General features: G+C 32.1%; 13 protein-coding genes. 4 read left to right on the top strand and 9 right to left on the bottom strand.

Annotated elements, in window-relative coordinates:
* Positions 1 to 471: 471 nt before the first annotated feature.
* The 6 genes from ASC44_RS16695 to ASC44_RS16670 form a co-directional block, all read right to left on the bottom strand.
* On the bottom strand, positions 472 to 873 hold the full coding sequence (locus ASC44_RS16695; RefSeq protein ID WP_055446226.1) for a hypothetical protein: 402 nt from the start codon (positions 871 to 873) through the stop codon (positions 472 to 474).
* 169 nt (positions 874 to 1,042) lie between these two features.
* Entirely contained in the window at positions 1,043 to 2,470 is a 1,428-nt protein-coding gene (locus ASC44_RS16690; RefSeq protein WP_055448756.1) for an FAD-dependent oxidoreductase, read from the bottom strand.
* A gap of 1 nt (position 2,471) precedes the next feature.
* A complete protein-coding gene (locus tag ASC44_RS16685; protein ID WP_055448755.1) occupies positions 2,472 to 3,143 on the bottom strand; it encodes a phosphoglycolate phosphatase in 672 nt (223 codons plus the stop codon).
* A gap of 111 nt (positions 3,144 to 3,254) precedes the next feature.
* Positions 3,255 to 4,694, bottom strand: coding sequence for an FAD-dependent oxidoreductase (locus tag ASC44_RS16680; protein ID WP_055448754.1), 1,440 nt, complete (start codon positions 4,692 to 4,694; stop codon positions 3,255 to 3,257).
* Between the two features lie 8 nt (positions 4,695 to 4,702).
* Positions 4,703 to 5,776 (bottom strand): methylmalonyl Co-A mutase-associated GTPase MeaB, encoded by a 1,074-nt coding sequence (gene meaB, locus ASC44_RS16675; protein WP_055448753.1) that lies wholly within the window; start codon positions 5,774 to 5,776, stop codon positions 4,703 to 4,705.
* Between the two features lie 122 nt (positions 5,777 to 5,898).
* Positions 5,899 to 6,444 (bottom strand): DUF2911 domain-containing protein, encoded by a 546-nt coding sequence (locus ASC44_RS16670; protein WP_055448752.1) that lies wholly within the window; start codon positions 6,442 to 6,444, stop codon positions 5,899 to 5,901.
* Positions 6,445 to 6,632: 188 nt separating this feature from the next.
* Between ASC44_RS16670 and ASC44_RS16665 the strand changes: the two genes are divergently transcribed.
* From ASC44_RS16665 to ASC44_RS16650, 4 genes are read left to right on the top strand one after another with little or no spacing between them, the layout of a single operon-like run.
* Positions 6,633 to 7,190, top strand: coding sequence for an RNA polymerase sigma factor (locus ASC44_RS16665; RefSeq protein ID WP_055448751.1), 558 nt, complete (start codon positions 6,633 to 6,635; stop codon positions 7,188 to 7,190).
* Positions 7,174 to 7,734 carry a hypothetical protein gene (locus ASC44_RS16660; protein WP_055448750.1) on the top strand — a complete coding sequence of 187 codons (561 nt, stop codon included), beginning with the start codon at positions 7,174 to 7,176 and terminating at the stop codon, positions 7,732 to 7,734. The genes ASC44_RS16665 and ASC44_RS16660 overlap by 17 nt, the downstream gene beginning before the upstream one ends.
* 38 nt (positions 7,735 to 7,772) lie before the next feature.
* The gene (locus ASC44_RS16655; protein ID WP_152973363.1) at positions 7,773 to 9,242 is read left to right on the top strand and encodes a DUF4097 family beta strand repeat-containing protein; all 1,470 of its coding nucleotides are present in this window, start codon (positions 7,773 to 7,775) and stop codon (positions 9,240 to 9,242) included.
* 47 nt (positions 9,243 to 9,289) lie between these two features.
* Entirely contained in the window at positions 9,290 to 9,979 is a 690-nt protein-coding gene (locus ASC44_RS16650) for a peptidoglycan DD-metalloendopeptidase family protein (protein WP_055448748.1), read from the top strand.
* A 56-nt stretch (positions 9,980 to 10,035) separates the two neighbouring features.
* On the opposite strand, the gene ASC44_RS16645 is transcribed toward ASC44_RS16650, so the two are convergent.
* From ASC44_RS16645 to ASC44_RS16635, 3 genes are all read right to left on the bottom strand, one after another.
* Complete coding sequence (locus tag ASC44_RS16645) at positions 10,036 to 10,443, bottom strand: response regulator (protein ID WP_055448939.1); 408 nt, start codon at positions 10,441 to 10,443, stop codon at positions 10,036 to 10,038.
* 4 nt (positions 10,444 to 10,447) lie between these two features.
* Positions 10,448 to 12,313, bottom strand: a complete 1,866-nt coding sequence (locus tag ASC44_RS16640; protein ID WP_055448747.1) for a PAS domain-containing sensor histidine kinase — start codon at positions 12,311 to 12,313, stop codon at positions 10,448 to 10,450.
* A 96-nt stretch (positions 12,314 to 12,409) separates the two neighbouring features.
* A complete protein-coding gene (locus tag ASC44_RS16635; RefSeq protein WP_055448746.1) occupies positions 12,410 to 13,597 on the bottom strand; it encodes an MFS transporter in 1,188 nt (395 codons plus the stop codon).
* Between the last annotated feature and the right edge of the window lie 44 nt (positions 13,598 to 13,641).

Here is a 13,641-nt window from a genome sequence, read left to right as displayed (position 1 = left end):
AGTTCCATTGATAAAAAAGCGTTTCAATATTGCTTATCAGATGTTAAACGAAGTTAGTTGTTTTTCTGATAAAGTCAAGCAAAACGAAAGCATAGAAAAGAAGGTGATTGTACTTTAATTGTAGCCTACTAATACTCGTTTTGCTTCAGTATATAAACAACTGTATTAAAAGATATGAGAGCTCAAAAGAATTAGTATGAGGCCGTTTTTTATGGTTGACTAAAATGTACAAGAGGTAACAAGAATTTTATTAATAGCTCTTAAGTGTAAAAATAGAAAAGTGAAAAGCACAGTTTTGAGACTGTGCTTTTTTATGGATTTTGGAAAGGTTCGTTTAACGTTTATGTATAAGAATAGTTGCGGGTTTGTATGCGAGGATTTTCCGAAGGAAAATCAGACGTTACAAACACGCAACGACCTTTGATTAAGCACTAAGCCGCAATTATTTTTATACGGTGTTGTATGCAGTTTTTATTCTTTTTTATTTCCATTTATAAAAGTCATTTCAGAAGCATTTATTTTGTCAACAACCTCTGAATAATTCAAACTATTTATGTTTTCCGTTTCAATTATCGGTCTGTAAATTTCCGCCTTGGTTTCAATTCCGTTTTGATAAACCCAATTATATAAATCCGTAGAATCTTTTTTATGAGTTCGGATATTTAAACGTTTCCAGTTTTTTTCGATTATTCCAAATTCAGAAGTAGATTTATTCAGTATTATATCTCCACTTTTTGAATCATAATATAATTCTTTTAGGTCGCCATAATGGTCTTCAATTTCCATTGAGTAAAGTCCAAATCCAATAAATCCGACAACTGTAATTATTACAATTCCGAAAATCAGAAGTCCATATTTTAATCCTTTGTTCATTGGTTGTCAAATTGCATACAATATTCCATTGATATAAAAGCGTTTCAATGTTTTATATCAGATGTTAAACGAAGTTAGTTGTTTTTTCTGACAAAGTCAAGTAAAACAAAAGCCTAGCAAAGCAAACAATTTAACCTTAATTAAAACCTATCTATAACAAAAACCGTTACTATTTATCAATAACCAATTTCGATAGTGCTTCAGGATAACCTCTATCTACGGCAAATTTTGTTGCTAAAACATCAATGTCTGTTTTCGAGATACTTTTTAATAAAGTAGTTGGTAACTCCTTTGTTCGTTTCTTAGCAATGCCTTCCTCTACAATTTTTTCTATAATTTGATTTGCAACAGTTAAGGCAGAAGAGGCCTTAATAATTTCGCTACGCGCATAAAATTTACTTGGAAAATGAACTTCTCCAACTCTTAAATTTGGATCGTCACCAAAAATTTGTTGTGCCCCATATAAAGGAGGTCCTCCAACAGTTGCACTTGTAAATGAAGGTACAAATTTACCCACAAAAGCAATAGCATTATTCGTTCTTGTATTTATATCTTCTTGACTCCAGTCACGAGACAGTTTTTGTTCGATTTCAGAATTAAACTCAGGCTGAGCATCATCGGTTTTAGACTGTACCATACCCTCATTAAATAAGGTGATATTGTTAGTCATACCATGAATTTGGTAATAATCATCACGGTAGGGCGTAAGTTGTGCCATACCATTTGGTGTACCGCGTTCTCCATGAAAAATTAATTCTGGAATTAATCCAGGAATAGGCTGCCATTTTGAAACATAAGCAGCTTTAAACTCAATTAAACGTTCGGATTTTAAATGTAATGCATTATCAATTTCTCCCGTTTTAAAGCCAGAAGCATTAACTAAGTATTTAACCTCGTAGACGTTGTCTTTAGTGTGTATTTCCCAATTATGATTTAGATTTTTATCTCTAAAATCTTTAATATCGGTAACAGCGGTATTTGTTTTTAAAGTACATTTCTTAGAGCTGCTTAAAGCTAATTGCGCTTGCGCTCCCAGTCTAAAAAAATTCCATCCGTATTCTTGTACTAAAATTACAGGCGTTTTTAATTTTTTATAATCTATTAATTTAATAGCGTTACACATCCATTCATCTGCCGTATTTGGGACAGCTGTTGTAGGTTGCTCTGCTAAAATTTGTAAATCTTCTTTATTATAAAGTTTATAATAATTTTCTGGAGCACCAAGAATTTCATTTTCTGGATCGTCAGCAATTAATGTTTTATAATAATCCACCAACATATCTAGTCGGTTTTCAATTTGAGAAACGGCGTATTTTTCAGTTTTAGGAATACTTATAAATGTAGGTCTTTCATCAATAGACTGCGGGAATAGTCGCGCCATTTCTATCGATTGTTTTAAGAGGATTCTACATTGCTCGTCGGAGATATCTGGATACAAATTCCCACCAGCATGCAAATGGCAAAATGGCGGACCATTTACCACGCTTTCTTCTTGTTCGAATAAAATGTTATCTATACCATATTCAGATAGCTGTAGTGCGATTACAACGCCAGAAACACCACCTCCTATAATACCTACATCATGTTTAATAGTCATACTAAAAAAGGGCTTCTAAGTCCGAAAAACAATCAACTACCACTGTTGGATTATAATCGGCAATGTTTTCGTTGTAATTGTAACCATAACTTACTCCAATACTTTCCATATTTGCGTTTTGGGCTGCAAGAATATCATTTTTAGAGTCACCAACCATAATGCAGTTTTTAATAGCTATTTCTTGTGTTTTGGCTAAGTGCAAAAGCGGAGCTGCATCTGGTTTTTTTGTAGATAAAGAGTCTTCTCCAATCCAAGATTTAAAAAAGTGTTTTATCTCTAATTTTTCTAAAATAGGAGCAATAAAACTAAATGGTTTATTTGTACAAATTACCATTTTATAACCTTTTTTATCAAGTTTGGTTAACGTCTCTAAAACACCAGGATACATAAAAGTCTTATCGCAAGTGACTGCTGTATATGCCGAAAAATAAATAGTAAATGCTTCTTTTAAAAAGACATCTGTAAGTTCTTGTTTTGGTAGTGCTTTTTTTAAAGCACGTTTTACAAGTGGCATTGCGCCATTACCAATAAATGGTGTAACTTCTTGTACTGTTAATGGTGATGCATTATAATGTAATAACATTTTATTTACAGCCAAAGTTAAATCGGGAATGCTGTTAATAAGTGTGCCGTCGAAATCGAATATAATTAGTTTTTTACTTGTAAAATCCACAGGTATTTATTTTTAAACAAAGATGCGGAAGTTTTTAGTAAATAGTAAATATTTACTATGTTTTTAGCGAAGGTTTATGTTATTGTAATCTATTAATTAGGCTTGTTTTTTCTAATCTCGGCCTCTAGGTTTATCACTTTTATCAAGTACAGTATCTGAATGTAAAAACTTTGCAGCTTCAGCAGAATCTTTTACTTTAGAAGCACTGCGTTCTAGCATCTCTGCTTCAAAGTCTGTTAATACACTTTCTCGTATTCCAGCTGTTCTCCATTGCGATAACGGTCTGCATCCTCTAGAGATGCCTCTAGCAAGTGCAAGTGCATCTAACAATGCTTGGTTTGCACCTTGACCTTTAAACGGACTCATTGGGTGAGCGGCATCACCAATAAGTGTTATTTGTTTTTCTTTTTCTAAGTGTTTTGGTTTTAATAATGCACGATCGTAAACAGGATATCCAGAAATATGAATGCTTTCTGTAGCTTCTAGAATTTGAGGAATAGGTTTATGCCATTGTGCTCTTCGGTAAGCTTCTTCTTTTAATGCTTGAGGTCCTTTGGCGCTTAATATTTTAGCATCTTTTTCAAGCATAGGGAAACTAAGTTGCCACATTATTGAATTTGTCGTGTAAGGCATCATATAAATACGCTCGTTACCATTGGCCGTTTGAAATACCGTAGCCGAATCTAATAAGGCATTATCTCTATCTTCAATGCCTTCTAATGGACAAATGCCTAATATTACAATACAATTTAAGTAGCGCAAAGGTGTTTTGTCTTCACCAATTAATAATTTTCGCATAGTACTTCTAATACCATCTGCACCAACTACAAGGTCTGCTTTTATATTTTTTAGTTTTCCGTTAACCTTGAAATTTAATGAAACACCTTCGTCTTTTGGTGTTTCAAAATCTATTAATTGGTGTTGCCATTGTACTGCTTTTTCTCCTCCAAGTTGCTCTAGTAAGGCTAAACGTAGAGATTGTCTTGCGATATGTATGTTTGTAGATTTTGAGGTTGTTTTGGTATCTGTTGGCATCCACTTTCGCATTCCCCATTCACCAATTACTTTTCCATCTGTAGTATGGACTATGTGTTTTGTAGAAACGACACCTTCTTTTAGTTTTGAAATACCAAATCCTTTCATTGCTTTACTGGCTTGTTGCAAAGTCAGGCCATAACCTTGAGATCGAGAATTAAAACTATTATCGCGTTCGAAAAGTGTAAAAGGAATACCACGATGCAGGCAAGCAACCGCTAAAGCAGTTCCACCAATTCCGGCACCAATAATAGCAACATGTGGATAGTTTTCTGTGTCTACATTAGTTGGGTTAATAGATGAAATTAATCCAGAACCAGAACAGTTTAAACAAGTGTATAGTGTACGTTTGGGTAGAGTAGGTACTTGTTTTGTGGTTTTTGATTTTTTAAAATCATTAAGAACAATCTGGTGAAGGCGTCTTACTTTTTTACTTAGTTTTCTGCTTTTTTTGCCTTGTCCATTGCATTCTTGGCAAGTGGTCCAGTGTGCTATTTTGTTTTCAGCCTTATCCACTTCGGTTATTATTTTCCTAATCCTAATAAATACTCAGCTGCCACAAAAGGTGTCGTTTCATGAGCCTCAATAAGCTCTAATTGTTTTTTAAGTTCTTTTTTAATTTCAGTATTATTAAAGAAATCACTTTTAAGTTGGTCTTCAATAGTTTGTATTAACCAGAATTTATTCTGTTCGTTTCGTTTAGAATAGAAGTAGTTGTTGTCGGTTGTTAGTTTTAAGTAATCCGAAATCATACTATAAATATCTTTAATACCTTGATTTTCTATAGCACTACATGTTATCACTTTTGGTTGCCATTTAGAGGCTTTTATTGGATATAAATGCAATGCACGATTAAACTCAACTTTCGCTAGTTTGGCACGTTTAGCATTATCGCCATCGGCTTTATTAATAGCAATAGCATCTGCCATTTCTATAATACCGCGTTTTATGCCTTGTAATTCGTCTCCAGCACCTGCGAGTTTTAATAGCAAGAAGAAATCCACCATACTATGCACAGCAGTTTCACTTTGCCCAACACCAACGGTTTCAATAATAATAGTATCGAATCCTGCGGCTTCACATAAAATAATAGATTCGCGTGTTTTTCTAGCAACACCACCAAGCGATGTGCCAGAAGCACTTGGTCTAATAAAAGCATTTTTGTCTTTTACTAAATCTTCCATTCTAGTTTTATCTCCAAGAATACTCCCTTTAGTAATCGAACTACTTGGATCTACTGCTAAGACGGCAACCTTTTTGCCAATGCTAGTTAAATAAGAACCAAAAGCTTCAATAAAAGTACTCTTTCCAACACCAGGAACGCCTGTAATTCCAATACGTATAGATTTGTTAGCATGCGGTAAACATGCTTTTATAATAGCATTGGCTTGTTCTAAATGTTTGGTGTTTTTACTTTCTACTAAAGTAATAGATTGGCTTAATGCTGTAATGTTTCCTTTTAATATGGCTGTTACTAAATCGTTAGTCGATTTTTTCTGTCTCCGGCTTTCTTTAATTTTCGAAATAGCATTATCGCTGGTTATTTCTGGAGTAGGAATACCATCGTTTTCTTTTAATGCTGATTTTTTATTAGCCATTTCTTATTACTTCCGCGAAAGCGAAAAACTTATTATTTTATATTTTATATTTTTTGTTTTATTATGATTTCGATTGCGCTATAATTGACATTCGAGAATTTGAGGAAATCTAAAAACTGTGGTTATTTAAGTGGCACAACAACCTTTGCGACATCCCAAGCCATGGTTAAAGATAAGTTATCTGTAGAATTATCGAAAGCGATAGTAAATTGCTCTACAGGTTTATCTAATTTTTGAACCGGTACAGATAGGCTAGCAACATCAAATTCTGGAATACGCATAGGTTTCATAGTCTCGTCAACGCCCCATTTATATTGTTTAGCATTAAACATTACATTCCACGAGGTATCGTTTGGGATACTCCATAAGGTGTATTTTCCTGCCGGAAGCGAATCGTTACCAATTTTTAAAGCTTTATTCGTTTCAAAAGTAGTAGCCTCATTTGCTCCAGTTCTCCAAACCTCGTTAAAAGGGACTAATGCGCCAAAAACTTCACGATTACGTTTAGATGGTCTATTATAAAAGATTCTTAATTTTAAATCGTTCAAATTAAAAGCAACGGTGTCTTTAGGACTCTTTCGTTCTTCAAAAATACCAGTTTTAGTAAAATAGAAATAACCAACAATAGCGAAAATAATAACAAGTAAAAAAACGATAAACCGTTTCATAGGGAAATTTATTAGGATTAATTCAAGGTGGTAAAGATACTTTAAATGCTAAGGATGGTCAATACCTTAACGCGATTTTAATATTTTTTGTTGCTATCTTTAAAAAATAATATAAGTTTTTTGCAACATCTTAAGTTTTGACTCGTCTTTAGTGTGAGTTCGAAAATAAACTAACCAAAAACCATTAAGTGAAAGTCGTTCAATTAAATATTATTGAATTGTGTAAACAAAACAATCGCAAGGCACAATTGCAACTATATAACCAGTATTGTGATGGTATGTATTGTATTGCGAAACGTTTTGTAAACCACACCGCAGAGGCAGAAGATGTAGTACAAGAATCTTTTATAAAAGCATTTTCGAAACTGCATCAATTTAAAGGCGACGTTACTTTTGGAGCTTGGTTAAAACGAATTGTTATTAATAAAAGTATCGATTATCTCAAACTAAAAAAGCAGCGTGTGGTTGCCTTAGAAGACGTTCATTTAAAAGTAATTGATGCTATTGATAATAACGATTGGACAGTAGAAGATACAACAACTCTAGACGAAATTAAGGCAGCAATTAAGAATCTGCCAGACAAGTACAAGTATGTGTTAATGTTGTTTTTAGTAGAAGGTTACGACCATGAGGAGATTTCCGAAATATTAAACATAACACAAGTCGCATCACGAACACAATTGTCTAGAGGAAAAGTGAAATTAAAAGAATTACTAAAACATAAGAGTTATGGCGAAAGATATTAGAGACCTTTTTGAAGCAGACAACAAACAGTCTACAGAGCGCATGCCATCTGGTCACGAAGTACGTTTTCTAAACAAACTAGAAACGGCTTTGCCAGAAAAGAAAAAACAGAAATTTAATTGGCTGTCTATCGCAGCAAGTGTTGTCGTGTTTTTAGGTTTATGTTTTGGAGGTTTTCAGTTTTTTAATGCCGAAAATACCCAAGGTATTACCGTTACAGATGTAGCACCTATTGAAACAAAAACAATTGGGGATATTTCTCCAGACTTAAAAAAGGTTGAAGATTATTATCTCGCTAATATTAATATAGAACTGTCTAAAGTAAAACTAACACCAGAAAACAAAGAACTGTTTGATGGTTATGTAAAACGATTAGACGAGCTTAAATCAGAATACAAACGTCTAAATATAGAGCTTACAAACGAAGGTCCAGACGAGTTAACTGTAGATGCACTTATTAGTAATTTAAAATTAAGATTAAACTTAATGTATCGTTTAAAAGAACAATTAAAAGACTTGAATACGGTAAATGCTAATCAATTTTAAAGTTGAAATTTTTTTCAACAAATCAAAAAAATAAAAACATGAAACATATATATATCAGCATGCTTTGTTTATTTGTAACCTGTAGTGCCTTAGCGCAAAACAGATTGACTAAAACAAAGGAAACATTAAAAGCAAGTAATCAATCTACAATCTATTTAGATGCTAGCCACACCAATATCGAGGTAGATACTTGGAATAAAGACTACGTTGAGATTGAAGCTTATATTGAAAGTAACAAATTGAGTAAAGAAGATCTTAAATTAGCGTTGAAAGCTTGGGATTTAGATATCGATGGAAACGGAAATAAAATAACAATTAACTCTAAAGGTTCTCAAGGATTGTGGACGGACGACATGAGTATTAATATTCTAGATGAAGAGTCTATTGAGGCTTTATCAAATATGGATTTTAACTTGAATTTAGGTCCTTTATTAGAAGGTTTAAGTGGTTTAGAATCTTTAAAAGATTTACCAGAAGCTTTAAAAGTATTGCGTATTCCAAAATCTCCAGATGGTAACTATAATATGGATTTCGATTTTGATAAATACCAAGAAGAAGGTGAGCCATATTTAAACTCTTGGAGTAAAAAGTACAGAAAAGAATATGGTGAAGATTATGAAAATGAAATGCGCCAATGGGCTAAAAGCATCAAGCAATCTGATTTGGATAAGTTCGAAAAGGAAATGGAGGATTGGGGAGAGAACTTTGGTAAAGATTTTGAAAAAGCTTTTGAGGAAGGTTTTGGTAAAGATTTTGAAAAGAAAATGGAGAAATGGGGAGAAGACTTTGGTAAGCAGTTTGAAGAAAAATTAGCGCCGGCAATGGAAAAATGGGGAGAGGAGTTTGGTAAGGCTTTCGAGGAAAAGATGGAAGCTGCGTTTGGAGATTCAAAATCTAAAAACCTTTTTGATGACTCGAAAAAAACTCAAGATTTTAAAAAAATAATAAAGATTAAAATGCCTAAAAAAGCAAAATTAAAGCTTAATGTTAGGCATGGAGAACTTAAAATGGCTTCAGTAATTAGTAATCCAGACATTACTATTTCTCACGGTAAATTTTTAGCTAATAGTATTGATGGAAGCGACGCTTCCATCAATATTTCTTACTCTAATGCTTCTATTCAATCTTGGAATGCAGGTGCTTTAAAGTTGAATTATGCTTCTAAAACCATTATTAAGTCTGCTAAAGATTTAATGCTTAATGCGGTATCTTCTAATATCGATATTGAGAATTTAAGCGGAAACTCGGTTATAGATGGTAGTTTTGGAGATTTGTATGTACAGAATATTACAGAAGATTTTAATAACCTTAATATTGTTTTAGAAAATAGCGATGCGCTTTTAAACTTACCAAAATCAATAAATTATAACCTGTATTTTAAAGGTAATCAATCAAAATTTAATAAGGAGAAAACAAACAATAAAACAATTAAGCATAACCCAAACACTGGAGATTCTAATAAAACCATTGTAATTAATGCAAAGTATAGCAACGTTATTGCTGAATAAATTTTATTTTTGAGTTCAATATGAATGATCGTTTTTACGTATTAAATATGAATTCAAAAGATTTTAAAACACGCTTGACAGCTTTCGGTACACAAAATATATGTGTAATCGATGCTTCTATTTCTAAAAGTGACTACACACCAATCGATTTATCTGAAGCTAATACAGACTTACAAAACTTCGATATTTCATCTTCTAAAGATTGGGACACCTATATTACCAATTACCTTAATAAAAGAAACAAAAAAGTAGCTTTTGGTGGTTACCTTGAAAAACGTGGTATTTATAATCGTAGCGATTATTTTAATAACCCAAATCCTGAAACCGAACGTAACATTCATATTGGTTTAGATTTATGGATAGCAGCAGGAACATCGGTTTTAGCAGCTTTTAATGGCGAAATACATAGTTTTAAGGATAATACTAATTATGGCGATTATGGACCAACAGTAATCTTAAAACATGAGCTAGATAGTTTTGTGTTTTATACACTTTACGGACATTTGTCTCGCGAATCTTTGAAGCGCTTAAAATTGGGAGATAAGGTAAAGCAAGGCGAAACAATTGCTTATTTAGGTGCAGCTGAGGTAAACGGTGATTATGCACCACATTTACATTTTCAAATTATTGAAGACTTGCAAGATAATTTTGGTGACTATCCAGGAGTGTGTTCTATAACAGATTTAGAATTTTATAAGAAAAACACTGTTAATCCTGAAGTTATTTTGGGATTGTAAACTTTATTTACGTTTCTAATTATTGGTAAGTTGTATTGCTTAATAGTTGTTATCTTTTACTCACTAAGTAATTTTGAAATAATAGATTGTAATTTCCCTTTTTTAATAGGTTTAATGATATAATCTGAAATATCACTTATTCTTTTTGCTCTTTCAATATCTGCTATATCAACAGAAGACGACACCATATATATCGTTATTTTTTTTCCTAAGTTGGGTTTAATCTTAATATACTCTTCCATAAACTGAAACCCATCCATTATAGGCATGTTTATATCAAGCAAAATAATATCAGGAAGTTCGTCATCTTTATTAAGATTTTCAATCATGAAATTTAAAGCCTCTTCACCATCTGAAAAAGCAATGATGCTTTTTGCTAGATTAAGAGATTCTATAGTTTTTTTCATAGTGAATTGATAAATATCATCATCATCAACAATACAAAAATTAAAATTTTTAGTCATTACTTTATTCATTGAAATTAATTTTAAAAGTTGAACCTACATTAACGTCGCTTTCTACAGATATTTTTCCTCCCATAGATTCGACTTGTACTTTTGTCATAAATAAACCTACGCCTTTGGCGTCTGGGTGTCTATGAAACACTTTGTTTAATCCAAAGATTTTATGTCCATGCCTTTCTAGGTTAATGCCTAGACCATTATCTTTAAACTTGAGATTTTGAATACCATCTTCTAACGCAGAAGAAATAAAAATTTCTGGTGACCTATCTTCAGATTTATATTTAATAGCGTTGCCTACTAAATTAAGAAAAATACTTTCTAAATAAACTCTATTATATTTAATATTTGGATTTGTTGTAAAATCACTAGTTATTTTTGTGTCAGTTTTTAAAATTTGACCAGAAAGAATTTCTTTTGTTTTATTTAAGACTTCATTAAATGTAAGCATTTCTATTTCGATATCACTGTCGTCTTTTGTCTTTAATGCTTCAATTAATGTGTTTAAAGTTTCTGTAAGGTGATTTATAACAATTTCAAATTTTTCGAATAAAATAGTTCTTTCACCTTCTGATTCTGCTGTTTTATAAAAATCTAATAAAGAATTTAGATTACTAACAGGAGCACGTAAATTATGTGAAGTTATGTGTGCAAAATCGGCTAATTGTATGTTTTGCGTAGTAAGTTTTTTTGCCAATACTTCTAAGCTGTCATTGGCTTCTAATATTTTCTTTTCTGCTTTTTTTTGAAATGTGATATCTCTTATTGCTGCAGAAACAAGTAAACCTTCTTCTGTTTTAAGAGGGCTTAAGCTTATTTGAATAGGTATTTCTAGACCTTGTTTATTAATACCATAAAGTTCTCTTCCTTGTCCCATTTTTCTTGTTTTTGGTATGTTGAAAAATAGATCACGATGGGAGGTGTGTTTATCTTTATATCTTTTTGGAATTAGTAATTCTACTGGTTTATTTATTAATTCTTCAGATTGGTAGCCAAACAATTTCTCCGCCTGCTTATTAATTAACTGTATTTTACCTTTATCATTAACTATTACCATAGCATCTGGAGCAGATTCTAAAAGTCCTTTAAACTTAATTTCTGCCATACGCTGCTCAGTTACGTCTTGACAGGTTCCTATAATTTCAATAACATGGCCTTTGTTATCTGTAATAACCTCTCCAAGAAGTTGAATTGTTTTTGTTTTACCACTTGTAGATTTAATACGATGCAACAGATCGTAAAATTTCTTATCGTTTATAGATTTTTCAAAAGATATGCTAACAATTTCTTTGTCCTCCGGGTGAACAAAACTAAAATAAGTCTCAAAGTTTAAACTTTCATTTGGGTCTACTTCAAAAATATTAAATAGGTTACTGGACCATTCTACTTTATTAATCACAGTATCCCATTGCCAATTACCTGTCATGGTTATTTTTTCAGCGGTATTTAAAACTTGATTTTTTCGCAATAGCTCCGATTCAATTTGCTTTTGATCAGTTACGTTTTTTAATATTCGCATAAATCCAACGGATTCTCCACTATCCGTTTTTAAGGGTATTAATGTAGAGTGTGCAATAAATGTAGAGCCATCTTTTCTTTCAACAGTCCATTCACGAGAATCATAATCATTATTTTTAGCTAAAACTTGATAAGGATCAAAATTTGAATCTTTAATACTATATCGAGAAGCAATATCTTTTTTGAAATTTTGATACTCTTCTTCAACTAAAAAGAAATTAGTTTTCTTTAAGCCAATCATATCAGAAGCAGAGTAGCCTAATAGGGTTTCTGCTCCTGCGTTAAATTGGTATATAATCTCATCACTATTTATTGCTATTATAGCAGTAGTTTGAGGGTTTAATCTCTTGTCCATTAGGGTTAGATTAATTAAATGTACTTACTTTTAAAAGACTTATTATGAGTACTATTATGTGCTAAGTTAATTTTTTTAAACTAATATTACCCATTGTTAAGATTGTGAAAAGACGGTTTTGCTTTTTTTTCTCAATGAAACCAAAGCGAAAAGTGGTCCTATTGCTAAAATTAAAAAAATACTATTGGAGTCTGTAAATTCGGTGAGTACAGTAATAAATTGAATACTTATTATTGTAATTAAAAACCCTAAACAATTTACAATAGTAAGTGCTGTGCCTTTTATTTCTGCTGGCACATTTTTTACTACTAATGTAGATAATAGTGGAGAATCTGCAATAACAACCATGCCCCAAAAAATAAGAAAAGCAATAAATAGGGTTTCATATTGTGTTGTAAAAACTATGGGAGATACTAAGCAGCATATACCTGATAAAAGTAAAGCTATAAACGCTGTTTTTTTTACGCCTATTCTTATAGAGATAAAACCACTTATTACGCAAGCTAATCCTCCTATTCCAATTATAACAAATGATAGCATGGGAATATTAAATACTACTGAAGTATTAAATTCGCTATATTTTTTTAACATAAAAGGAACAAATGCCCAAAAAGTATACAGTTCCCACATGTGCCCAAAATAACCAAAGGCTGAAGCTCTAAATGTTCTGTTTTTAAAAATGCTAAAAAAGGCTAATAAGTCTGTTTTCTGGCTCACTTTACGATATGGACCATTTGGAACTCGGGCTATCATTAATAAACCGCCAAGTAAAGCAAGTGTAGATGTTGTAATTAATACAGATTCCCAAGGATATGTATTTGTTATTTCTTTTAATAAATGTGGTAAAGCTGTGCCTAAAACCAAGGCGCCAACTAAAAAACTGAGCGATTTGCCAAGTCCTTTTTCGTAATAATCGGCAGCTATCTTCATACCTACAGGATAAATGCCTGCTAGAAAAAAACCAGTTAGAAAGCGCAGTATAAGTAAGCTTGTTAATGTGTTGCCTTCATATATTACACCTAAATTAAATAAAGAACCAAGTAGCGCACTTATAAAGAAGACTTTGGAAGGTGAAAAGCGATCTGCAATGGTTAATATAGCAAATAGGAGTGTACCAATAATAAAACCAAATTGTACAGCAGAAGTTAAATGTCCTAAAGCTGTCGCTTTAAGATTGAAGTTTACTATGAGATCGTTTATTACTCCGTTTCCGGCAAACCAGAGTGATGTACAACAAAACTGAGAGATTACAATTATGGGTAATATTAATTTAGAATGTTTCAATTATAAGTTGCTACGCAATTAGATACTATATTTATAACTATATA

Origin of the sequence: Lacinutrix mariniflava (genome assembly GCF_001418015.1) — a bacterium.
Classification (GTDB): domain Bacteria; phylum Bacteroidota; class Bacteroidia; order Flavobacteriales; family Flavobacteriaceae; genus Lacinutrix; species Lacinutrix mariniflava.
Note: the sequence above shows the minus strand (reverse complement) of the source record. Positions and strands in the feature narration are given on the sequence as shown.